General features: G+C 59.4%; 13 protein-coding genes. 9 read left to right on the forward strand and 4 right to left on the reverse strand.

Annotation, left to right across the window (positions count from 1 at the left end):
* The first annotated feature begins 104 nt into the window (after positions 1-104).
* From AC24GY_RS27520 to AC24GY_RS27540, 5 genes are all read left to right on the forward strand, one after another.
* A complete protein-coding gene (locus AC24GY_RS27520; protein WP_487689597.1) occupies positions 105-2,522 on the forward strand; it encodes a spermidine synthase in 2,418 nt (805 codons plus the stop codon).
* Between the two features lie 63 nt (positions 2,523-2,585).
* Positions 2,586-3,083 (forward strand): hypothetical protein, encoded by a 498-nt coding sequence (locus AC24GY_RS27525; RefSeq protein WP_422320241.1) that lies wholly within the window; start codon positions 2,586-2,588, stop codon positions 3,081-3,083.
* Between the two features lie 63 nt (positions 3,084-3,146).
* On the forward strand, positions 3,147-4,742 hold the full coding sequence (locus tag AC24GY_RS27530; protein WP_487689599.1) for a flippase activity-associated protein Agl23: 1,596 nt from the start codon (positions 3,147-3,149) through the stop codon (positions 4,740-4,742).
* Complete coding sequence (locus AC24GY_RS27535) at positions 4,739-5,605, forward strand: FAD:protein FMN transferase (protein WP_487689602.1); 867 nt, start codon at positions 4,739-4,741, stop codon at positions 5,603-5,605. The genes AC24GY_RS27530 and AC24GY_RS27535 overlap by 4 nt, the downstream gene beginning before the upstream one ends.
* A gap of 49 nt (positions 5,606-5,654) precedes the next feature.
* Positions 5,655-6,107: a hypothetical protein gene (locus AC24GY_RS27540; RefSeq protein ID WP_487689604.1), complete on the forward strand. Its 453-nt coding sequence runs from the start codon at positions 5,655-5,657 to the stop codon at positions 6,105-6,107.
* An 18-nt stretch (positions 6,108-6,125) separates the two neighbouring features.
* On the opposite strand, the gene AC24GY_RS27545 is transcribed toward AC24GY_RS27540, so the two are convergent.
* The 4 genes from AC24GY_RS27545 to AC24GY_RS27560 form a co-directional block, all read right to left on the reverse strand.
* Positions 6,126-8,663: a peptidase MA family metallohydrolase gene (locus tag AC24GY_RS27545; RefSeq protein WP_487689607.1), complete on the reverse strand. Its 2,538-nt coding sequence runs from the start codon at positions 8,661-8,663 to the stop codon at positions 6,126-6,128.
* Between the two features lie 176 nt (positions 8,664-8,839).
* Positions 8,840-11,281, reverse strand: coding sequence for a TIR domain-containing protein (locus tag AC24GY_RS27550; protein WP_487689610.1), 2,442 nt, complete (start codon positions 11,279-11,281; stop codon positions 8,840-8,842).
* A gap of 108 nt (positions 11,282-11,389) precedes the next feature.
* Complete coding sequence (locus tag AC24GY_RS27555) at positions 11,390-12,685, reverse strand: DUF1501 domain-containing protein (RefSeq protein ID WP_487689612.1); 1,296 nt, start codon at positions 12,683-12,685, stop codon at positions 11,390-11,392.
* Between the two features lie 20 nt (positions 12,686-12,705).
* Positions 12,706-14,871: a DUF1549 domain-containing protein gene (locus tag AC24GY_RS27560; protein WP_487689615.1), complete on the reverse strand. Its 2,166-nt coding sequence runs from the start codon at positions 14,869-14,871 to the stop codon at positions 12,706-12,708.
* A 205-nt stretch (positions 14,872-15,076) separates the two neighbouring features.
* Between AC24GY_RS27560 and AC24GY_RS27565 the strand changes: the two genes are divergently transcribed.
* The 4 genes from AC24GY_RS27565 to AC24GY_RS27580 all read left to right on the forward strand — a co-directional run bounded on the left by AC24GY_RS27565 (position 15,077) and on the right by AC24GY_RS27580 (position 23,563).
* Positions 15,077-17,812 (forward strand): zinc-dependent metalloprotease, encoded by a 2,736-nt coding sequence (locus AC24GY_RS27565; protein ID WP_487689617.1) that lies wholly within the window; start codon positions 15,077-15,079, stop codon positions 17,810-17,812.
* A gap of 173 nt (positions 17,813-17,985) precedes the next feature.
* Positions 17,986-19,110 carry a hypothetical protein gene (locus tag AC24GY_RS27570; RefSeq protein WP_487689620.1) on the forward strand — a complete coding sequence of 375 codons (1,125 nt, stop codon included), beginning with the start codon at positions 17,986-17,988 and terminating at the stop codon, positions 19,108-19,110.
* Positions 19,111-19,178: 68 nt separating this feature from the next.
* Entirely contained in the window at positions 19,179-20,510 is a 1,332-nt protein-coding gene (locus tag AC24GY_RS27575; protein ID WP_487689623.1) for a carbon-nitrogen hydrolase family protein, read from the forward strand.
* 53 nt (positions 20,511-20,563) lie between these two features.
* Positions 20,564-23,563 carry a tetratricopeptide repeat protein gene (locus AC24GY_RS27580; protein WP_487689626.1) on the forward strand — a complete coding sequence of 1,000 codons (3,000 nt, stop codon included), beginning with the start codon at positions 20,564-20,566 and terminating at the stop codon, positions 23,561-23,563.
* Positions 23,564-23,847 lie beyond the last annotated feature (284 nt).

Below are 23,847 nucleotides of genomic sequence, written 5' to 3' on the forward strand. Positions count from 1 at the left end.
GGCATGATGTCGCGATAGGCGTGAATTGCCAGCGGCTCTGCACAATGTCCTTACTTTTATCTTCCCACAAACAGCGTGATATGCCAGCCTCACGCCCTTTCTCCATGCCCGCCTCCCCTTCCCGTGCCGTCCCCGGTATCATCCTCGCGGCACTGAGCCTGTTGAGCGCCTTTCTGCTGTTTCAGGTGCAGCCGATCATCAGCAAATTCATCCTGCCGTGGTTCGGTGGCAGCCCGGGGGTGTGGACGACGTGCATGCTGTTTTTCCAGGTGGTGCTGTTTGCCGGTTATGCCTATGCGCACACGCTGACGCTGCTGCCACGGCGCTGGCAGGGTGTTGTACATGGCGTGCTGCTGGGCATGGCAATCGCCATGCTGCCCATCGCTCCGAATGAGATGTGGAAGCCGACGGGAACTGAAGACCCCGCTCTGCGCATTTTACTGCTTCTTTTTGTCAGCGTGGGCCTGCCCTACTTCGTGCTCTCCAGCACGAGCCCGCTGGTGCAGGTGTGGTTCACTCGCACCACAAATGGCGCCAGTCCGTGGCGGCTGTATGCGCTCTCCAACATCGGCTCCCTCGCTGCATTGCTGAGCTACCCTTTGTTCTTCGAAGTCCACTGGGATGTCTTGGAACAGACCACGCTGTGGGCGGTGGGCTTCGGCGCCTTTGTGGTGCTCTCCCTGGCTGGCATCTGGCTGGACCGCAATCACGCCATCGAGGCAGAAGCCAAACCCACGGTGGTGATTGACACGGCCGCCGATCACCCCGGCTGGCTGAAGAGAGTCCAGTGGGTGCTGCTGCCCGCACTGGCCAGCTGTGTGCTGCTTTCCGCAACGAATCACGTCTGCCAGGACGTGGCGGTGATCCCCTTTCTGTGGGTCGTGCCGCTGAGCCTCTACCTGCTCACCTTCATCATCTGCTTTGAGCATGAGCGCTGGTATGCACGCATCTGCGCGCTGTGGGCGCTGCTGGCGCTGCCCGTTTTGTTTCTCACCTGCACGGAAAGCCGCCTTCAAGGCCAGTCATTCTGGATCGATTTCGAACTGATGATGCACAACCACGTGGAGCCGATCCTCAACCGGCTGACGGGGCAGAAGTTCCACCTGGCCAGCATCGACCTCACGCCGAATTTCATCTGGGAGCTGGGCTGGTCCTTCAGCGCCATGTTCATCGCCTGCATGCTCTGCCATGGCGAACTCACGCGCCTGAAACCCGCCCCGCGCCGGCTCACGGAATTTTATCTCCTCATGTCCTTCGGCGGCGCGCTGGGCGGATTGTTCGTGAGCCTGGGTGCACCTCACCTCTTCACCTCCTTTGCGGAGTGGCCGATCAGCCTCATCGTGGTGGCTGCACTGGCCTGCTACATTTTGCTGCGCTCGGTGCTGAGAGTTAAACATGTGTGGGAGTGGCTGCTGGCCCTGATCATCACGTCCGTGACCTGCGGGGTGGCCTGGATGCTGATTCATCACGGCATTCTCACTCAGGCGGAGGTGCAGAAGCAGCTGAAGATCGACCTCATGCCACCGCCCGAGGTGATCTACGGCACGCTGGCGGGCATCGGCCTTTGTCTGGCCGTGCTCGTCTTCCGCATCATCCGGCGTGGCTTCATGCGGCCTGCGCTGATCTCCATCACCATGCTCGGCATGCTCTTCACCTTCGTCCTGCTCATGATGACCGACCTCGGCTTCAAGAATGACGAAAAGGTGGAACGTGTGCGCAATTTCTACGGCATGCTCTCCGTCTCGGAGGATGAATACCAAAGCGGGGGCGAGACCTTGAAATACCGCCAGCTCACCAACGGGGGCATCATTCACGGCATGCAGAATCTCGCTGCGTCGATCCGTGAGCAACCCACGACCTACTATGGCCACCAGACCGGCATCGGCAAGGCGCTCGACAGCCTCAAAGACCGCCCGGACGCGCGCGTCGGCGTGGTGGGCATGGGCGCAGGCACCGTCTCCTGCTACGCCAAAAGCGGGCAGACCTTCCGTTTCTATGACATCAATCCCGATGTGGTGCGCATCGCGGAAAAATGGTTCTTCTACCTCGAGGATGCCAGAAAACGCGGGGCCAAGGTGGAGATCGTCGTTTCAGATGCGCGTCTGGCGCTCGACCGCGAGCCCTCGCAGCAGTTTGATGTGCTGCTGCTCGACGCCTTCAGCGGAGACTCCGTGCCGGTGCACCTGCTGACCCAGGAGGCCTTCACCATCTACGACCGCCACATGAAGCCGGACGGCATCATCGCCGTGCACATCACCAACACTTATCTCGTACTGGCGCCGGTGATCGAAAAGATCGCCGCTGCAGTCGGCTTCAAAACCGTACGCATCGCCACCGAGGCCGATGGCGACCATGACTCCACCGATTACATCCTTGTGACCCGCAACGAGGCCTTTCTCAAGGCCACGCCCGCAGAACTGCTGGGCAATGAGACCGAACTGAAGCAGGACGTCCGGCTCTGGACCGACCGGTATCACAATCTGCTGCGCATTTTGGACATCCCGCAGAACACCAAGGAATAGGGTCCCGGGACCAAGAGTGAATTTGCGAACGTCCGCGAACGCGCCAAACTTAGGCGATTCGCCATGCTTCCACTCGATCCAGTCCCCACGCCGCAGCAGCTGTTCCGCTGGTTCGACAGCGGCCAAATCACACGGGAGGAATTCCGCACCGCCATGGCGGTGCATACCGGTGAGATCATTCAGGAGATGGAGCAGGCGCATGCCAATCCTCTTGTGGCCAAGTTCAATGAACTCATGAACCGCCGGGAGGCCTGGAAGTGGTCGCGCAAACACGGCGAGATGGTGATGCGTGAGATCCTCTGCGCCCTGATGGATGAGGAGCGTTTTTCACCAGCGCGCTGGCTGTGGAACGCTGCGCATCCGCACATTCCCCTGCACTGCTTCTTCCGCACGCGCGGCACCCCTGTGCTGCGCTTTCTCGAATTGTCCGTGCATCCGCAATACGTCACCGTGGTCGTGGAACACGGCGGCAGCGAAACCCTGTCCCCCACTCAGGAGCGCTTTCACCTGCGCCGCACCCGTCAGCAAAGTCTCCAGGTCGAACGCCGGGAACTCATCTAATTCTTCTGCCATTGCTTTGCGGTGCCCGGCGCGCATCCTGCTTTCGTCATCCGTCATTTTCCAATGCCCCCTCCTCAGAAAAAATCTCTCGGCCGCATAGGCCTGACGATCTTTGCCCTAGTCTCTCTTTTCCTTGGCGCTTATTACCGCTTCCCCACCCTTGGCGAGCGCCCCATGCACACCGACGAGGCCATCCTCGCGATGAAGTCCGACGAGTTCCAAGCCACCGGCCATTTCAAATACGACCCGAAAGATTTCCACGGCCCGGGGCTGCACTACATCACACGCATCTGGTCCAAACTGGCCGGCTGGGGCGACTCCTCCACCTGGACCGAAGCCCAGCTGCGCACCGTGCCCGTGGTCTGCGGACTGCTGCTCCTGCTGACCACGCTGCTGCTGCGCAATGCAATCGGCCGGCTTGCCACCGGGTTCGCGATGCTGCTCATCGCCATCTCGCCGATGGAGGTCTATTACTCGCGCTACTTCATCATGGAGGTGCCGCTGGTGCTGTTCATCACGCTCAGCATCGCCGCGCTCTGGCACTACTCCCAGGGAGGTGGGCGCTGGTGGTTGTTGCTGGCGGGCTTCGCCATCGGCATGCAGCACGCCACCAAGGAAACCTTCGCCATCAACATCGTCGCCGGGCTCGTCGGATTCGCCGTCACCAAAGTGATGGTCGGCGACTTCGCCCCCCGGCGCAGCGGCTATGACATCGGTGCCAGCAAACGCCGCGCTGCCTCCCCCTGGCTGTGGGTCATCATCGCCGCCATCCTGACCAGCATCACGATCTACTCCGGCGGCTTCAAAGACTGGCTGGCCGTGAAGGACAGCGCACTGACCTACCTGAACTACTTTGAGCGCGCCGGAGGCAGCGGCCATGAGAAGCCCTGGCACTACTACCTCACGCTCATCTTCTGGCGCAAAGACGGCCTTGTGTGGAGCGAGGCCATGATCGGCGGCCTCGGCATCGTCGGCATGCTGTATGCATTTTTGGGAAACCACATGAAGCAGCCCGCACGGCAGGCCTTTCTCGTGTTCCTCTCCGTTTACACCCTGGTCCTTTTCTCCATCTATTCCTTCCTCGCGTACAAGACCCCTTGGTCCATCCTCAGCGCCCAGCATGCGCTGACGTTGCTGGCCGGAGTGGGTGCCGCCGCCATTGCGGGCGCGCTCACCGGGAAATTCTCGCGGCTCGTTTTCAAGATCGCCTTCGGCCTCGGTCTGTACCATCTCCTGTCGCAGACCAACCACGCCATTCACCTCTACGCCGCCGATTCGCGCAATCCCTACGTCTATTCTCACACCTCCACCAATCTCCTGCGGCTGCTGCCCCAGGTGCGGGAACTGCAGAAGACCGCACCGGATGATGCCTTCAATGTTCTCGTCATCAATCGCGATGCAGGCTGGCCGCTGCCCTGGTACTGGCGCGACATCAAAAGCGTTCATTACACCAACACGATCCCCGAAACCATTGACGCACGCGTCATCATCGCTGAACCCGAGATGCAGGCCGCGCTGGAGGCGAAATTCGCCGGCAAAACGTACACCAAGCCGGATCTCTTCGGCCTTCGCCCCGGTGTGATGCTGAACCTTTGGATTGAACAATCCCTCTGGGACCGACACAGCCTGCGCAAGCAGCAGGAAGCCGCCAAACCGTGAGCTCTCCCACCCCGCAGCACCATCGCTTCACCTGCAATGCGATGGCCACCACCTTCGACGTCATCATCAATCATGAGGATGCCGATGAAACCTACGCGGCCCAGGCCTCCCAGGCGGTGTTTCAAGAAATCGCCCGGCTCGAAGATGAGCTGAGCCGCTTCCGCGCCACCAGCGACATCTACCGCCTCGGGCAGCTCAGAGCAGGAGAGAGCATCCGCGTCGGCATGGCTGCGTGGGATTGCCTCTCACTGGCAAAGGCCATGCATCAGGAAACAGCGGGAGCCTTCGACATCACCATCGGTCCGCTCATGAATCTCTTCATCACATCCGAAGGCGAGCCACGACAGGTCAGCAAAGACGTGCTGGAGCAGGCGCGCCAGATCATCGGCAGCCACCGCTTCGACCTTGATGAAGAAACCATGAGCGTCACCGTGCATGCCACTGGCATGATCTTCGACCTCGGTGCCATGGGCAAAGGCTACGCACTCGATCAAGCTGCCGACGTGCTGCAGGACTGGAAGATCACCAACTTCGTCCTCAATGCCGGAGACAGCACCATCCTAGCCATCGGTGCCCCGAGTGGGAAGGAAGCGTGGTCCATCACCCTCGGAGGCGGTGAAAAACGAACCGCTCTTCTCAATCGCGCCGTCAGTGGTTCCGGCTTTGCCGTCAAAGGCGCGCACATCATGAACCCACGCGTGTTTGCCCCTGTTCCCCTCAAGAACCGCCGCACCTACGCCCTCGCTCCCACCGCCGCTTTGTCAGATGCGCTCTCGACGGGGTTCATGGTGATGGAGCAGGAGGAGATCAATGCGCTGTGCGCCCGCTATGAGGGTGTGGAGGCGCTGGAGTTGGAAATGTAACCGACCCAAAACCGAGCCCCCTCCAGTCCAAACTCCTCTCTTCACAACCATGCACCGAATCGCGTTCATTGTCCTTCTCACCGCCGTTCTAGCCTCGTGCTCCAGCAAAAAAGAACCTGCGCTTTCCAAAGAGGAGAAGGCACATTTGCTCGGCCCAAACTCCAGCGTCTCCATGCGCTGGCACAAAGTGGAAGGACCTGACTTCCGCGTTTTCCACGGCATCCCCAAATCGCCAGCAGAGGGTGAGATCGGTTTTTACATTGGCGGGCATCCGTCTTTTGCGCCGCTGGCCGGCAGCACGCGACATGCCGGTAAAATCGGCACTCACAAAGTCATATGGCATCGCAAGACCAAGCCCGATGGCTCGATCTACCAGACGACCCTTTTTGCCTTGGACGAGTACTACAAGATCCATGCCTGGGTTCTTGGGAAAAACCCATCCGAGCTGGATTCACTGACACGTGAACTCGGCACCCTGCGCCTTTTTTCACAGTCCAGGTAGAAGCCACTCACTCCGTGATCACTTCCACTCCGCCAAGAGAGCCAGCCCTTCCCGATTCCTCGGAGCCAGCGCCAGCGAATCCAGCAGGTGGCGTTTCGCCTTTGTGGCATCGGATGCGCGTAGCAATTCAGCCAGTTTGAAATGAGTCTGTGCACCGCCACTGGGATCGAGCACGAGCACGCGCTCAAAAGCGGCAATCGCCTCCGGCGTTTCGTTCAGGGCGGCACAGGCATCTGCCAGCGCCCTTTGCGGTGTCACGAGAAAGGGATTCAAGGCCATCGAGCGCAGAGCATTGGCTTTCACTTCCGGCCAGCGCTTGGCTGGCACATCAAGTTCGATCAGGCGCAGGAAGGAGCTTTGCGCGCTGGATGATTTCGCCGCGATCTGCCGCAGCACGGCAACTTCCTCATCCGTGCGCTTCAACTGACGCAGCGCCTGCACCTTCAGTGCGTAGCCGCTGTCGGCATCGTAGTTGTCAGGCAGCAGTTCGATGATCTTGTCAGCCAGCGGCAGCACCTCGGCCCATTTCTTGGCCTCCATCATTGACGCAGCCTCCTTGTGCAGAGCCCAGAGATTGGTGGGGTGCTTTTTGAGAAATTCGGTGAATGAACCTGCATCGAAGGGATTCAGCTCCTCGGCCTTCGGTTCCTCCCAATCGGCGTTGGCTCCAAAGCTTTTGGCCTTGGCGGTGATGTACTGGGCGAACTGCTTCTCGACTTCTTCAATGTCCCCCACGTTCGCGGCGATCGCATCGTTGATCCGCTTGCCGGCGGCGAGCTGCTGCAGAATGCCCTGGAACTTGTCTTTGCCGAATTTCTCCAGCAGAAACTCCACCGCCTGGCTGGACTCATAGTAGGCAAACATCAGATGATCCTGGGTCTTGGGCGCCATGAAAGCGCCGCTGAGACGCGTCAGTGGCGTCAGCGTTTCCTCGTCGAGCACCATCTCGCGAAACTTGTCGTTCATCCACATGCCCCAGGCGGGATCGCGCTGCCGCTCCTCGTGAACGCTGATGCCTTCGCTCAACCAGCGAGGCATGCGGTTCTTGGTGACGGTGAGCGTGATCACATGGCAGAACTCATGCCACAGCGTGCTCTCCCAGTTGTTGCGACCATGAGCCAGACTGCCGGGGCTGTTCATCGTCACCACGGTACCGAAACACACGCCCAGCATCCCCTGCCCGCCCAGTGCTCCGAAGGTGCGGATGGCGAAATCCTGCTGTGCACCGAAGAACTCCACCAGCACGGGCCGCTTCAAGTCCATGCCGTATTTCGCGCCCAGCACCGTCTTCGCATCGCGCAGCAGCGCCAGCGCACGCGCACCATAGATGGGCCAGTCGCGCTTGGGCATTTTCAAGATGAAGTCCTCGAAGGTCTGCGTGGTGTAGCCGTTCATCTCCTTCTCCAGCAGCGCCAGATTGTGCGCCTGGATGTTGTAGCCATCTTCCTTGCGGATCAGCTCCGCGAGCTTCCATGCCTCTTCTTCATCTCCGAGGCGGAGCAGATCATGGCAGAGCTGCATCTTGGCCGGCAGATACTTCGGATCAAACTCCAGCGCCTGACGCTGACGGGCCGCACTTTCGGCAAACCGATAGGCCCGCGACAAACAGCGCCCGATGGTGTGATCGACCTCGGGATTTTTTTCCCATCGTTCCAAAGCATGCGCCCGCGCCTCCTCCATCTTGCCGGCATCTGCCATGAACAGATAGGCCACGACGGCCCGCAGCGACCACGCCACAGGATTCTGCCCATCTTGATCCAGCACCTGCTGAATGGCGGCCTCGGCCTCGATGAACTTTTCTCCGCCAATGAGCTGTTCCGCCCGTAGCAGGTGCGCGGCTGCCAGATGGGGATTCAATTCGAGCGCCTTCTTCAAGCTCTCCGTCGCCTTCTCGCGATCACCCGATTGAAAGGCACGGGCGAGCCCCAGCCGCAGATCGGCCGTCTCACCATGCGCCTTCAATCCCGCACGAAACACATCCGCCGCGCGCTGCGCATCATCCTTGTCGAGCGCGAGATTTCCCTCGGCCAGATATGCCGCTTCCAATTTCGCATCCTTGCCCTGCGCCAGTTTGAAATATTGAGCGATCACCTTCTGCGCATCGGCCCCGAGCATCACGGCCGCCCGGCCAAGCACCACCGACTCCATGGCCGTGCGATCCTTCGCTGCCTTCGACTTCGCCGCTTCATTGATCCCCTTCAAAGACTCCGCCATCACATCTGCCCGGCCCAGCATCTGTGCCAGATCATGGCGCAGCAGCAGGATTTCAAAGTGCCCCGGATACAGCACCAGCGCCTTCCCGGTTTCCTCCATCGCCTGCTCGATGTGTCCCATTTCACGCAACGCCTTGAACCGCAGAATCCGCCAGTCCGGCGCCTTCAGCCCCTTCTCCGCCGCCGCTTCGCCGATGCGAGCCACGAGTTCGTAGTCGCCGCGTGCGAGCAGTTCCCCCACCGGCCCCAGATTGCGCTCCTCAAAGATTTTTTCGAGATCGATCTGCTGGGCATTCGAGATCGAGATGCCCAGTAGGAGCAGAAGGAAGGAAAGCAGGCGCATGGATTCAAATCGTGTCCGAACATCCGATTCTCGCATGAGTTGTGGCGGATTGAAAATTCGCATTTCAGCTCAGTACCTTCTTAAACACCAAAAGGTCAGCTGCAAAAAATTAGATTTTTCAGCGGTTGACCTTCACTTACGATGTCAGGCGGGCCATTTCGAACATTACACACGCCCTATAGACGCAGCTCGTTGGCTCCATGAAGATCGCATTCGGCTAAGATGGCTTGCGTTCTCTCACAATCAGGGGACCTAAGACGCATGTAAATGCTCAAAGCCCGTTCTGCATAAGGCTTTGCTTCGCCAAATCTTGATTGCCGCACTAAGCTCGCAGCCAACCGACGGCAGTTGTTTGCGATGAGAGACTGCCGCCCAAAAATAGTGCCCATGTCCATCGCTGCGCGCGCCATTGATTCAGCCTCCTTCCATTTGCCCTGCAAAAGCAAAATATCTGCACGGCGCCCTGTGAGGTTTGCGATGTAGTATTTGCTCCCGCTTCTGCGCGCCACGTCCAACGCTTCCGCTGAATATCGATCTGCACCCAATTCATCTCCAGACTTTAGTGATACTATTGCCAGACAATTCAGACACTCTGCAACCTGGCCGTTGGATGCCGACAATTTGGCTGCAAAAATGAGTGCAGCCTTGTAACACTCAATTGCTTTCGAAAAGTTCGATCGAAGCATGTGTGCGTGTCCTTGGAGTCGAAGCGCCATGGCTCGTTTTCGGGGATTAGGAATGGTCGAGGGCCAGTATTTATCAACTCGTTCGGCACAGGCCGACAGCTTGTCCTCATCGCGCATAAGGCTGTGAGCCCACCCTTCCCAAAAGGCCCTCCGCCCAGCACTGTCAAAATCAGCTGCATTAACAGCGCACATCTCTGCATTCTGGCAAAGCCTGACCATCTCATCCCAGCGGCCTGTGAATTCGAGAAAGTTGTCGAGCCCGTTACAAATCTCTTGGAGCCTGATATTCGGACCATCTATAAAGAGGCGAAGCGCTGGTGAAATAGATGCCCATTCTCGTTCGAGTTTTTCGAAGGGAGCATGCCGCGTGTAGCCATGCTCATTGATTAAGGCAAACGCGCGGTGTTCAAGGCGCTCCCCCACACGCTTCACCAACTCAGCCCGCGCATCGTGAATGAACACGGCGATCATAGGAATGAGGGCGTAATTTTCTTCGCCTTCCTGGGGGACGACGATGGAGCGGTTGGTGAGGAGCTTGAGGGCGCGGCGGGTGGTGGGTTCATCGACGCCGCTGATCTCGGCGATGGCGCTGAACGAGATGGGTTCGATGGGATAGCTCAGAGTGGCGACAATGCGCTCTTCATCGGTCGTGAAGCGGGCGAGGAGATCGCCAAAGATGAACTCGAGGGGATCATTGCCCTGCGGGCAGCTGCGCAGGTGAGCGAGGGCGTCTGCAATGGTGGTGCAGTAGCCGCTGCCGACCTGCCAGGCAGTCCAGGTGAGGAGCAGGGTGTTGCCGCCGGTCTCGGTGATGAGGCGAAGTCGGTCGGACTCGGGGGCGGCGTCGAGCGCGGGGTTGTCGCGGGCGATGTCGGCGAGGGTCTGGAGGGCTGCGGTTTGGTCGAGTTGCTGGAGTTTAAGCCTTCTGCCGGTGGCGGTGAGGAGGGAGCGGCTGGTGAGGAGGGCTTTACAGGTGCGTGGGAGGTGGCCGAGGAAGGCGAAGAGGCTGCGCTGGTCGGCCTCGGAGAGGGTTTCGAGGTTGTCGAGGACAAGGAGGGTGCGGGTGCCAGTGAGAGCGTCGATGAGGAGGCGCGGACGCTCGTCGGCAGCGGCCTGGGTGATCTCAGGCTTCTGAAGCCTTCGGGCGGTAGCGTCGATCATTTGCGTGAAGCCGCTGATAGCGAAGGTGCTTTCGTCGTGCGGACCATGGGGATCCATAGCGGTCTTCTTGGCAGAGAGAAAGATGATGTCGTCGAAGTGTCCGGGCGCGGCCAGCTCTGCAGCGCGGATGGCGAGGGTGGTCTTGCCCATGCCGCCGTGGCCATTAATGAGCACGCCCCAGCCAGTGGCGTCGGGCTGGAGATTGTGAAGGAGGTTGGCGAGCTCCTTGTCGCGTCCGAAGAAGCGCTGAATGGCGGGAAGGTTATTTCTCGGTAGTCCTGGAAACACTGGAGCGGGCACGCGTGTGGCCGAAGACTCGCAGGAAGAAGGGAAAGAGGGCTTGCTGGTCGGCTCGGTAGGCTTGATGCCATGAAGCAGAGCCGCGAGACATTCGTCTTCGGCCTTGCAGACGAAGTCGATGTAATTGCGGGTTTTGTGCAGGTCGTTGAGTTCGGTCTGGGCGATGCGAACGGGGACAAGCAATGCTTTGGAGCCACTTGGGTCCTTGGAGTAGAACACATTCCATTCGGCCTGTCCATTCTCGGACGCCAAGTAGGCCGGGGATAAAACCGCGATCATACGCTGGCATTGCTGCAGAGCCTTCTGCATTTCTACGACCCACGAATTGCCCGCATTGAAGTGCCATTTCTGAAATCGAAAGCTGTAGCCATGCGCCCTCAAGTGATAGGCAATCCATTCAGCCCAAGCTTCATCTTTGCTTGTGTAGCTGATGAAGAAATCATAGGTGGATGGCTGAGCGGCAGGCTCCATGCACAGCCATTGTGCGACGAAGCGCCAAAAGTGCGAGAAAAAAGAGAACGCCCTATTCCATGCAACCTCCGAATGCACGAAGCATGCGTGGTTAGGCGATTTCCACACCTACCCAAACAAGCTCGTGATCGGCTGGCCCTTGTCGGTCACTGTGAAGGGACGCTTGGTGCTGGAATACAGCACGAGGTCCAGCGGCAGGCCGAGGGCGTAGGCGATGGTGGCGTTGAAGTCGGGGACGCTGACTTTGTTTTCGGTGACTTCGATGCCTTTGTCCGTCTTGCCATAGACCTGACCACCGGCGATGCCGCCGCCCCAGAGGACGGAGCTGAAGGCTTTCGGGTAGTGGTCGCGGCCTTCGTTCTGATTGATCTTCGGGGTGCGGCCGAATTCGGAGGTGAGGACGACGAGGGTGTCATCCAGCAGACCACGGCGTTCGAGATCGGTGAGCAGCGTGCCCAGCGCCTGATCGAGATCACCACAACGTTCAGGGAGGCGGGCACCAATGTCCTGATGCATGTCCCAGCCGCCGAGGTTCACTTCCACAAAGCGCACACCGTGCTCAACCAGGCGACGTGCGAGGAGGCAGCCCTGCGCGAAGTTTCCATCACCGTATTCGGCATGAGTTTCCGGGGATTCCTTGCTGAGGTCGAAGGCGTCGAGGTCCTCGCTCTTCATGACCTTGATGGCGTCCTTGTAGACGTCCGCGTAGGCTTTGACGTTCTTGTAGTTGTAGGCCTGCTGAAATCCTTGATCGAGCTTGGCGGAGAGGCCGAGGCGGTAGTCGAAATCGCCCTCACTCAGCGTGCTGGGACGATGGCTGTTTTGCAGACCGCGCGCTGGATCATTGAGGATCAGCGGCTGGCATGCGGCCTCGAAGAAACCACCGCCGGGGTGCTTGCTGTCGCTGGTGATGATGACGGAGCCGGGGAGATCCACATTGCCCTTGCCTTGAAATTTCTGCATCCAAGCTCCCATGGTGGGATGCCGTGTGGCACCGCGCATGGTGTAGCTGGTGTGCTGGAAGTAATTGCCCTGCGCATGGGCACCCTGCGTGGAGGAGAGAGAATTGATGATGGCTCCGCGATGCATCATCTTCGCGGTGTGCGGCAGCAGTTCGCCGATCTGCACGCCGTCCGCGCTGGTGGGGATGGTCTTGGTGCCGCCCATGGTGTCCGCACCCGGCACGCAGCCAAAGGTGTCCAAATGCGTCATGCCGCCGGACATGTAGAGATAGATGACTCGCTTGGCCGTGGCGGCCTGCTTGGCCTTGCTGGAGCCTTCAAACGCAGCATAGCCGCGTGGCGCCAGGGCGCTCATCATGGAAACGCCGAGGCAGGTCTTGGCGATGTTTTTGGCAAAGTCACGGCGGGTGACATCGTCACAGGAATGGAGGAGGGCTTTCATGAGGATGATGCGTGAGAGAATTATTGGACGAAGAGGAACTGCGAGCCGGTGATGAGCGCGTGGGTGACATCCGCGACGGCCTTGTCGCCGCGCTCTTTGATGACGCCATTGAGAATGGCCTGCTCATTGGCCGTGGGAGCGCGGCTCAGGAGCGCCTGATAGAGAGTCGCGATTTTATCTGAAGGCGATCCAGCCTTGGCGATGGCCTGGTTCAATTTGGAAGCCGGATTGTTGATCACATCAGCAGCGGGTCCATTGAGCAGGGTGAGAGCCTGCGGCACGGAGGCATCGTCGCTGGCGTTCTGGATGAGTTCGCGATCACTCTGGCCAAAGGTGCGCAGGAAAGTGCCGGGGCGTGCGGGGCTGGGCTGCTCCGAAGCGCGGGAGGTGAGGCCCATGCCATCCTTGCCGCTGCTGTTGCGCTGGTAGGCTTTGAGGAATTCCTTGCGCTGCTCCTTGGTCATGGATGCGAGCGTCTTCGGATCAATCTGCGGGCGCTTGCCCTGCGCGGGTTTTTCGGGCCGGTAGCCCTGGCGCAGATCGTCTGCGCGATCTTTGCCGAGCAAGGCGACAAGGATGTCTTTCTCAGAGGCTCTGCGCAGAGTGGCGGCCTCTTTAGCGAGCGCTTTGGCCTCTGCCGTAACATCAATTCCCTTTGCCTTGTCAGCTTCGAGCTTGGCTTTCATGGCGTCGATCTGCTTCTGGTTGGCATCCATTTTGGCGCGGCCCTCCTTGGCGATCTGCACCAGGCCTTCAGCCCCCTTGGATTTGACCGTGCCGAGGAAGGTGGAGAGATCATCGAGATACTGATGCAGACGGGCGTTCTCGTCATCAACGGTGTCATCCACGTTGCCCTTCGAGAGCGTGACAAAGGAGTCCCAGATCTGCTCCGCGCTCATGCGGCGCAGGATCGGGCCGGTGAAGTGGTAGGTCTCGCCAAGTGGCACCTCATGCGTGGTGGCGGCGCGCTGGTAGGTGTCGGTATTGTAGAGCACCCGCAGGAAGGATTTGAGCGAGTATTGCTTCTCGATCATCAACTGGCCGAGGTAGTCCATCAGCGCCGGATTGCTGGCGACGGTGCTGTCGGTCATTTCATCCACGGGCTCGATCAAGCCCACGCCGAAGGCTTTCTTCCACATGCGGTTGGCGATCACGGTGGTGAAGCGCGGATTCTCCGGGCTGGTCATCCAGTCGGCGAAAGCTTGCAACTGGGTCTCACCGGGTTTGACCACGGCATCCTTGCCAAACATGGTCTTGGCTTCGACCTTTGCACCGGGCTTGGCATCAGGGTACTTGTAGTCAGCGGGCAGGCTGGGGAGCTTGCCTTCCTGCCACTCGGCGCTGGTGTAGCGCAGCGGCTTCATCACGTCCTGCATGGCGCGTTTGACCTGCTGCATGTCTTCCCTGCTGATCTTGGATTCCTCGGCTTTTTTCTCCGCCTGCATTTTAGCCCGGTAGGCTTTTTTCTCCGCACCGCTCATGGCCTGCAGGGCTTTCTTGTCCAGCTCCATGCCTTTGCCGGCGGGGCTCTTGAAATCCACGCCCCGGCTTTTCGTGTCCATGCCGTAGGTGAAGGCGGCCATGTGGTAGTAGTCCATCTGGGACCACTTGTCGAAGGGGTGGTTGTGACACTGAGCGCAGACGATGCTGGTGCCCAGAAAGACCTGCACGGTGTAGGCCAGATGGTCGAGCTTGTTTTCATCCCGCTGCCAGAAACCGATGCTGCCGCTGTCCCACACACCGCCGTCGGTGGTGAGGAGGTTTTTCACGAACTTGTCATACGGCACGTTGGCTTTGACCTGCTGCTTGAGCCATTCTTCGTAGGCCTCGGCGGTGATGCGCCCCTTCACGTTGTCCGTCAGACGCAGCACATCGGCCCAGTAATTGAACATGTGGCTGGTGTAGCCGTCGGAGGCCAGCAGGGTGTCGATGAGCTTGGCGCGCTTCTGCGGGTCTTTGGAGTTGGTGTAGGCCTGAGCTTCTTCCAGAGTGGGGATGCGCCCGGCGATGTCGAGGTAGAGCCTGCGCACGAGCACCTCGTCACTGGCGGGCGGGTTCGGCTTGAGGCCGGCTTTCTCCCAGTCCTGGCTGAGGAGTTGATCTATCTTCTGGCTTTCCGGCAGAGGCGCGGCTTGCAGCGTGGCAGAGGTCAGCAGGCATGCGAAGAGGAGACGGAGGGCTTTCATGAAGGGGCGGAGGGGGTTCCAGCCGCGAAAACGCAGGACCTGCACTCATCTTACCAATAAATGTGCACCAAGTGGAATGAGTGCCTAGATGCCCTGCCGACCGCCACGTCGGCCTGTCTGCCACAATTTTATACAATGATCTGGCCACTGGCACGTTGTGTCAGGTATTGTCGCCTTTCCGTCCCACCACCACCCTGCTTTCGCCATGTCTCGCCGCCTTCTGATCGCATGCTCCGTCCTCGTGTTTCCTCTGTCCAGCCTGCCTGCGGCTCCTGAGGGCAAACCCGAGCCCAAACCGGCTCCTGCAAAGCCAGAGCCCGGCAAACCGGAGCCCAAGCCGGAACCTAAACCCGAGCCAAAGCCCGAACCCAAACCGGAGCCCACGAAGCCAGAGCCTGCCAAACCCGCGCCTGCGCCAACGCCACCCGCGCCGTCCAATCCCCCCGCCACTCCGGCTCCCACTCAGCCTGCACGTCCTCAGCAAACCGTCTCCCTGACCAAGAGCGACGACAACAAGCCCAAGCGCAAAACCGTCGCTGAATTCACCAAGGGCTTCAAACGCGTCGACGGCCTCTTCCGAGTCTATCTGGATGCAGAGCGTGGCAACCCCTGGCTGTTTGTGGCGAAGAATCAGGTCGGCCCTGAGTTCATCTACTTCAACCACAGCGTGGACGGCCCCGTGGCTTCCGGCCACAACCGCGGCCGTTACGGCGACTCGCTGGTCTTCACGATCCACAAGGTCTTTGACCGCATCGAACTCGTCGAGCAAAACACCAAGCTCTTCTTCGATCCGCAAAGCGCCCTGGCCAAAGCCCAGGCGGCCAACACCACCAGCGCCGTCTTGAGCACTGAAATCATCATGGCCGAGGACGAGGAAGGCTATCTCATTTCCTGCACCAACCTGTTCCTGCGCGAAAACCTCACCCAGGTGAAGTTCAGCAACATGGGCGGGGACAAAGCTGTGCTGGGCAAGCTCTCGGAGTCCAAGTCCAAGATCCTGCGCGTCAACGGCTACCCCAAAAACACCGCCATCACGGCGGAGTATGTGTTTGAAAACCCCAGCCCCACCTGGGAAACCGCCGCCGATGTGGCCAATCCGCGCTACATCACTGTCAAGGTGCAGCACACGCTCATCGCCATGCCCGAGAGCGACTACAAGCCCCGCCTCGATGACCCGCGCATCGGCTACTTCACCCATCAGATCACGGACATGACGAGCACGGACGTGGCGCCGTATCGTGACGTCATCCACCGCTGGCGGCTGGTGAAGCAAAAGCCTGGCACCGCGCTGAGCGAGCCCGTGCAGCCGATCGTGTTCTGGATCGAGAACACCACGCCCGTTGAATTCCGCGACACCATCCGCACCGCCGTGCTGAAGTGGAATGAGGCCTTCGAAACCGCCGGATTCAAAGACGCCGTCGTCGTCAAGCAGCAGCCCGATGATGCGAAGTGGAATGCGGATGACATCGAGCACAACGTGCTGCGCTGGACCAGCAGCGTGGCTCCGCCCTTCGGCGGCTACGGCCCCAGCTTTGCCAATCCGCGCACGGGTGAGATCCTCGGTGCGGACATCATGCTGGAGTACAGCTTCATCACCAAGCGCCTGCTCACCAAGAAGCTCTTTGCCGATCTGGGCACGGAAGCCGAAGCAGCAGGCCAGACGAAAGCTTTCAACCCGCACGCCTGCGAGGCCTGCGGCTCCGCACGCAACGGCCTGCTGTTTGGCCAGACCATGCTGCGCCTGCAAAAAAGCGACCGCGTGGAGATGGACCGCCTTATCAAAGAATCGCTCTACTACCTCTGCCTGCATGAGGTCGGGCACACGCTCGGCCTGAACCACAATTTCCGTGGCAGCCAGCTTCACAGCCTCAAGGACATCCATAACGCGGAGCTCACGGAAAAGACCGGCCTCACCGGCTCCGTCATGGACTACCCGCCCATCAACATCGCCCCCAAAGGCGTAAAGCAGGGCCAGTACTTCACCACCAAGCCCGGCCCCTATGACCATTGGGTGATCAATTACGGCTACAGCGAGTCTTTGGAAGATCCCGTTGAAGAAGCGAAGCGCCTTGAATCCATCGCCGCGCTCTCACACAAGCCGGAGCTGGCCTTTGCCAACGATGCCGACGACATGCGCTCTCCTGGCAAGGCCATTGATCCACGCGCCATGCTTTTTGACATGAGCAGCGATGCCATCAGCTACGGCGAGCAGCGCTGTGAAATCGTCCGCGTTGAACTCGCCAACATCCTCAAAGATGTCTCGGATCCCGGCAAGAGCTGGCAGGAAGTCGCGCAGGCTTTTGCCTCCCTGACCAAAGAAGCCAGCGGCTCGCTCAATGCCATCTCACGTTACGTCGGTGGTGTCTATGTGGAGCGTGCCGTGCAGGGGCAGGCCCCCGGAGCTGTGCCGTTCAAGCCCGTGGAAGCGGACAAACAGCGCCAGGCCCTTGCTGTGCTGGCGAAGTACGCCTTTGCGCCGGATGCGCTCGCCGCGCCGCCTGAACTCTACGCCCACCTCCAGCTGCAGCGCCGTGGCTTTGACCATCGTGACGAAGGTGAAGACCCCAAGCTCCATGAGCGCGTCTTCAATATCCAGCGCACCTTGCTCGACCAGCTCCTGCATTCCCGCACGCTGGAGCGCATCGAAGACTCCGCACTCTACGGCAACCAGCTCGGCCTGGAAGAAGTCATGAACACCCTCACCACCGCCATCTGCACCGGTGATGATCCAGCCAAACCGGTGAGCACCATGCGCCAGAACCTCCAGCTCGACTACCTCACCCGCCTGCTCAGCATCGCCCACAGCGGGAATCATTACCCTGCCGTGCAGAGCGTCGCGCTGCTGCAGCTCGAACGCATCAAAGGCCTCACCTTCGCCAATTCCCCGGCGCATCAGCTTGCGATCAAGTACCGCATCCGTCGCGGGCTGGATGAGAAGTAGAATCCTTATCGATCTGCCCTTCTGCCTCCTCTAAAAGCTGGCGTCGTCTGCTGCGCAGCACTCGACGCCTCAAGCCATCCTCAACAATGAGAGAGCTCCAGACTTGATTGCCACAGGAGCAAAGCAGCCACGCCAGAACACGAAGCCCCCCTTGCATGAGCCCGTCTGCCAAAATGATTTTGCTGATCGCCGTCAGCATCTTCTATTTTGCAGCCCAATGCTTCGCAGAAGAGCCCAAGGAGTGCCTTCCTAGATCGGTCAAAATCATCCTCTTCGTCCCTGCGGATCTCGCCGTTCCAGAAGGCGCCCGGCATCGAATCACGCAAATCGCCGATGCCGCCGATGCCTTTTTCTTCAGCGGCATGAATCGGCATGGTTACCCACCAGGAGTGAAAACGTTGTTCGAGCGTGACGGCAAGGGGCAGGTCGAACTGCTTCAGGTTCGTGGCAAAGACAGTGCAGCCAGCGGCACGTATTCCCAACCGAGCTGCATCGGCAACGTGATCAACAAAGCAGGGGCGCAGCACAACGTGTCGAAAGCAAGCCATGTCTGGTGGGTCTTTATGTACCTGGGAGACCGGCCCATTCGTTTTGAAAACTGGATGGGACAAGGCAACCCCCGTGATGGAGGCGCGGCCATCATCAATTACGACACGGTTCCAGGAGAGATTCGTCCAGACCTGCAACTGACTGAGGGCTTTAATTATGAATACAAGCTCAAGTCAACGATCCATGAGCTGGCCCATGGTTTCGGGCTTCCCCATATGGGCCCTGATCCAACGCTCAACCTGGGGAACTCGCTCATGGGTCCCAATCCACCTGGATACGCGATGCGGCATGGTCCAAAAGCCGACCACGTGTATCTGGCAGCCGCCGAAGCAGCCATGCTGTGGAGACATCCTCTCTTCACGGGGAAGGCAATGAAACAATTTGAACCTTGGGAAGTAAAACTAACCGACTACAAGGCCGCCTTCGACCCCAATGCCGACACGGTGACTGTCACCGGCAGACTCGTCACCCAACAACCCGCCCATAGCGTGGTGCTGATTGACGACCGGGGAGACAAAAACCCGGACGCAGAATACTGGAGCCGGAGCTATGCGGCTCGGATCGCGCCTGATGGCAGCTTTCAAATCAAGATCAACGATCCCGCAAAGTTGAACGGGCAATACCGGATCTTGTTCTGCTTTGAAAATGGCATCGTCAGCGGTGACGGCAAGAAAATCGGTTTCACGGACCGTGGCGACATTCGCAAAACCTACCGGTTTCAAGACGGTCATTTTCAATTCGAAGAGTAACGTCATTCTGCCATGTCGTTTGCATCAATCCCATCAAGACTGCTGCATCTGCCAGCGTACTCTCCCGCATGAAATCCCTCACCGCCCTGCTCTGCCTCCTCGCCACCGCTTCCCATGCGGCGTTTTCAGACGGCTGGGTGCTTTGGTCTCCGCGTGATGAGGCGAAGCCGGATTCGGCTGTCAGCCAGACTGGCGGACATGATGGCAAAGGGGCGCTGATTCTTGAAACGGGTGCGGGCGAACAATGGATCGGCTGCTGGACAAACACGCTGCCGGTCGAAGGCGGAAAGCATTACCAGTTCAACGCGTGGAAAAAGACCAGCGCCATGCCCACGGCACGCCGCAGCGTGTATGCGCGCATCCTTTGGCAGGATGAAAACGGCAAGCCCGTCAACTGGGAGGAGCCTGCGAAGCAAGGTTACGCGAAGGGCACCGTCCCACGTGCCGAGCCTGAATACCCGCATGTGCCTGAGGGTGAAGCAGGCCAGTGGATTCATTGCCAAAGCACTCTGCGTGCGCCGGTGAAGGCGAAGCAGGCAAAGATCGAGCTCTACCTCCAGTGGGCGGCGAATTCGCGTGTGGAGTGGAGCGATGTCTCTCTCGCCGCCGTGCCCGCCCCTGCCCCGCGCAAGGCGCGCCTCGCCACGATTCACCTTCAGCCGAAGGACGGCAAGAACCCCGCTGATAAGCCACCGCAGTATGCGCCGCTCATTGCTGAAGCTGCCAAACAAAAGGCCGACCTTGTGGTGCTCGGCGAGACGCTCACTTATTACGGCACTGGCAAGACGATGGCCGAGTGTGCCGAGACGGTGCCTGGACCGAGCACGGAGTACTTTGGCAAACTGGCGAAGGAGCACAATCTCTACATCGTCGCGGGCCTCGTGGAGCGTGAGGGCAAGACGCTGTACAATACTTCGGCGCTCCTGGGTCCGGATGGCACGCTGGTGGGCAAGTATCGCAAAGTGACTCTGCCGCGTGGGGAGATCGAACATGGCATCACTCCCGGGCATGACTATCCGGTGTTTGATACCCGTTTTGGCAAAGTGGGCATGATGGTCTGCTACGATGGCTTCTTCCCCGAAGTCGCCCGCGCCCTCACGATCAAGGGAGCCGAAGTCATCGCCTGGCCGGTGTGGGGCTGCAATCCCATGCTCGCCGCTGCACGCGCTTGCGAAAACCATGTCTACATCGTCAGCAGCACCTACACGGACGCCATCAAGAACCAGTGGATGATCTCAGGCATCTTCGATCACTATGGCGATGTACTGGCAAAGGCGGATGTGTTTGGCACGCTGGCCATCGCGGAAGTCGATCTCAATGCGCCTGCGCATTGGAACAGCCTCGGGGACTTCAAGGCGCAGATCCAGAGCCATCGGCCACCGGCTTTGAAGGAGCCTTGAGGACTGAGATTTTTTTGCTTTCCACGGCATCCGATTTCTGACGGAATGTCAGGGTGAGATTCATCGTCTTTTTTCTCCTCAGTGCGCTCTGCGCTGCGCATGCGGCGGAATCTGCCGGCATGTCGCGGCTGCGTGAGGCATTGGCGAAGGCTGAGCAGGAGCATGGAAAGGAAGCGCCCGAGGTGGCGGCACGCCTCAGTGAGCTGGCGAGCCACCTCGAAGCCGCTGACAGCTTTCAGGAGGCGGAGGCACTCTACCGGCGTGCGCTGGCAATTCGGGAAAAAGCCTCAGGCGTGACTCCTGCCGATCTAGAATCGAGTCTGAACAATCTCGCCGACCTGCTGCGGCAAATGGGCCAGGAGAAAGAGGCGCTGGGGCTTTATCAAAGACTGCTGAGCTGCATTGAAAAGCGTCCGGATGGAGCAATGTCCCCGGAAGCGGCCAGCTGTCTGGGAAGCAAAGCGGAGCTGCTGCTGAGCATGCACCAATCTCAATCAGCGTTTGTTGAGTACCTCGAACTGCTGAAGCTTCACGAGAAGCTCTCCGGACTGAGTCATATTGCGGTCAGTTCCAAGCTCAACAAGGCGCAAGACCTGCGGGAAAACATTCTCACAGGCCGTGGCAGCGCGCCGCTCTACCAGCAGGCGCTTCAGATTCACGAAGAGGCCGTAGGTGCTGAAAATGCCGAGCTTGCCACCTGTCACTCGATCATTGCAGGTCTACTGCTGTTCCAGGCGCGCAATGCGGAAGCAGAGCCCGTGCTCCGCCGGGCGCTGGAAATTCGCACCTCCATCATGGGCCCAAAGCATCCACTCACCGCCCAGGTGGCCTACACTTTGGCGGAGCTGCTGGAGCGAACCAAGCGCAGGAAGGAAGCCCTGCCACTCTATCGCCAGGCTTTGCCCGTGCAGGAGAAAGCACTGGGCCCGGATGCTGCCATCACCTGCGCCTGCCGTGTTCAGCTGGCGCAACTGCTCAGCGAGCAAAACCTGCATCAAGAGGCACTGCCGCTGCAGCAGCGCATCGTCGAAAACATTGAGCGGACGAAAGGCCCGGAAGACCACAGTCTCTTCTCCCATCTGAACCATCTGGCAAACACACTGCACTCGCTGCGCCGCTACCCGGAGGCAGAAGCCGCCTATCGAAAAGAGCTCTTGGTCGCAGAAAAAGCCTTTGGCCCGGACAACTCCATGGTCACCGGCTCCCTCTCCATGATTGCCCAAACTTTGAGCGACATGGATCGCTGGAAAGATGCCGTGCCGTTTTTGCGCCGCAAACTGGCGGTTCATGAGAAAAATCTGGGGAAGGTTCATGAAACTGTGGCGGTGGATCTCAGGGTGCTGGCAGGTTATTTGGTGAAGGCGGGTGAACCCCGCGAAGCAGAGCCACTGCTTCGCGGCTCACTGGTTATTTTAGAAAAGACCAAGGGCCCTGAGGACGCTCAAGTCGCTGTTGTCTTGAAGCATCTGGCTGACCTCCTGTGTGATGTGGAGCCCAGGGAGGCGGAGAAATTGTATCTGCGCGCGATCAAGGTGAGCAAGAAGTCTATGGGTGCAGGGCACTCGTTCACCAGAGAAATTGCCGAACACTACGAGGCCCTGCGACAGACATTGAAAAAGAACGATGCTGAGGACGAAGGCCTGCGCGCAGTCCTGAAACTGAATGGCAAGGTCTGGGATGAGAGCACGGCTGTCGCGTTCCTCAAACAGCAGCTGTCCAATCTCCCTGCGGCCAAGTTCACGGAGACTGATGCGACAAAGCTGGTGCAGCAGATGAAAGGAAACTCTCTGGCACTAGCCATGGCGACGGCATGCATCGCGGAGCAAAAACTGGCATTGGCCGGGTATGTGAAGCGCTGGGATCAGGAGTCAGCCGGGCTCAAGGAAACGACGGCAGCAGGCGAAACATCCCCCGACCCAATCATCGTCACGACATGGCAGCTTTCCGCCAGGAGCCTGACACCCACGGCGCGTGCGCTCATGGCCCTGCTGCCCTGGCTCGCCGAGGAAGCCGTGCCCCTGCCCTTTTTCACCGAGCATGCAAAACTTGTGGCGGATGCCGCAAATGAGAAATCACCTGATGCCAAAGTAGAAGCCGGGTTCGATGAATTGGAACGCCACGCTCTCATCACGCAGGAGCCGCTGAGCATCAACTGTCCAACGCCACTGCAGGCGGTCTTGCGCTTTCAGGGTGGAGCTGAGTTTCTTGGCCGTGCCACCGCGCTGATGCATGCCATCGTGGCCAAAGATCCGGCAACGCAGCGCATGCGGCCGCGTGAGGTTTGGGAGCCTGTCCTTCCCCATGTGTCGAGGGTGCTGGAGTTTCAGCGTCAGTTCAATGACAAGGCTGGAGACGCGAAGATCACACACAGCCTGCTCAATGACTGCGCTGAGTTTTTACAATACAAGGCGCAATACTCCGAGGCCACGCCTCTGCTCGACCTGGCGGAACAACTGCTGCTGCGTGCGCTGAAACTGGCGGAGGAAAATCCCACCACCCAGCAGGCGGACCGCATCGCCGCCCTGGACAAAATCGGTGCTGTGCTTCACCGCTCCAAACGTGATGAGGATGCCGCCGTGTTCTACCGACGCTCGCTGGACTTGTGCGAAAAAACACACGGGCAGGAGAGTCTCCAAACAGCCGACAGTCTTGATCGACTTGCCCTGACTCTGGCTCCCACAAAACAAGGCAGGGATGCAACTCCTCTGCTGCGCCGGTCACTGGCCATCCGCGAGAAAGCCTTGGGGCCCATGGACCGCGAGGTGGCGCTCAGCCTGGGACGGCTGGCCTTTCAACTCAACACCGGTGACACGGTCAAAGAGGCAGAGCAACTCTACCGACGCACCTTGGTGATCGAAGAAAAAATCTACGGTGCAGACCACCCGGCCCTCATCCCTCAGCTCACCAGTCTGGGCAACTTGCTCAGAGCCCAGCAGCGCGACTCCGAAGCCGAGCCCATCTTTAAACGCATCCGCCTCATTCGCGAAAACACGCGCATCAACGGGCCTCCACCAGTACCCGCAGGTGAACGGAAAACTCCTGCCGGTCAGTGAAGTCTTTCGAGCAGGTGAAGATTAGAGCGTTTAGCGAATGTCATTTCCGTACAGCCGGTTTCTTGCTCGAAGATCTTGGGCTTCCTTCTTCGCTCTCCTGCGTCGAGCTACGAAGCGCCTGAACTCAAGGCGGCTAGATTGTGGAACGGAGAATCACTGTTTCGGGTTGGGGCACGTGAGCATGCGCGGCGCTTTTGGAGTGCGGCTGCGCAACCCTGAAAGGGTGAAGCTGCCGCTTTCGAACGTCTCGTGGCGGGCGTGCGCTGACCGGCAGGTGGAAGCTC

It is taken from the genome of Prosthecobacter sp. Pr1 (assembly GCF_057652315.1).

Bases quoted from the DNA above. Each gene is read 5' to 3' on its own strand.
- AC24GY_RS27530 (WP_487689599.1), top strand. From the start codon at position 3,147: ATGCCCCCTCCTCAGAAAAAATCTCTCGGCCGCATAGGCCTGACGATC.
- AC24GY_RS27560 (WP_487689615.1), bottom strand. From the start codon at position 14,871: ATGAAAGCCCTCCGTCTCCTCTTCGCATGCCTGCTGACCTCTGCCACG.
- AC24GY_RS27555 (WP_487689612.1), bottom strand. From the start codon at position 12,685: ATGAAAGCCCTCCTCCATTCCTGTGACGATGTCACCCGCCGTGACTTT.
- AC24GY_RS27520 (WP_487689597.1), top strand. From the start codon at position 105: ATGCCCGCCTCCCCTTCCCGTGCCGTCCCCGGTATCATCCTCGCGGCA.
- AC24GY_RS27540 (WP_487689604.1), top strand. From the start codon at position 5,655: ATGCACCGAATCGCGTTCATTGTCCTTCTCACCGCCGTTCTAGCCTCG.
- AC24GY_RS27570 (WP_487689620.1), top strand. From the start codon at position 17,986: ATGATTTTGCTGATCGCCGTCAGCATCTTCTATTTTGCAGCCCAATGC.
- AC24GY_RS27575 (WP_487689623.1), top strand. From the start codon at position 19,179: ATGAAATCCCTCACCGCCCTGCTCTGCCTCCTCGCCACCGCTTCCCAT.
- AC24GY_RS27545 (WP_487689607.1), bottom strand. From the start codon at position 8,663: ATGCGCCTGCTTTCCTTCCTTCTGCTCCTACTGGGCATCTCGATCTCG.
- AC24GY_RS27525 (WP_422320241.1), top strand. From the start codon at position 2,586: ATGCTTCCACTCGATCCAGTCCCCACGCCGCAGCAGCTGTTCCGCTGG.
- AC24GY_RS27565 (WP_487689617.1), top strand. From the start codon at position 15,077: ATGTCTCGCCGCCTTCTGATCGCATGCTCCGTCCTCGTGTTTCCTCTG.
- AC24GY_RS27550 (WP_487689610.1), bottom strand. From the start codon at position 11,281: ATGGAGCCTGCCGCTCAGCCATCCACCTATGATTTCTTCATCAGCTAC.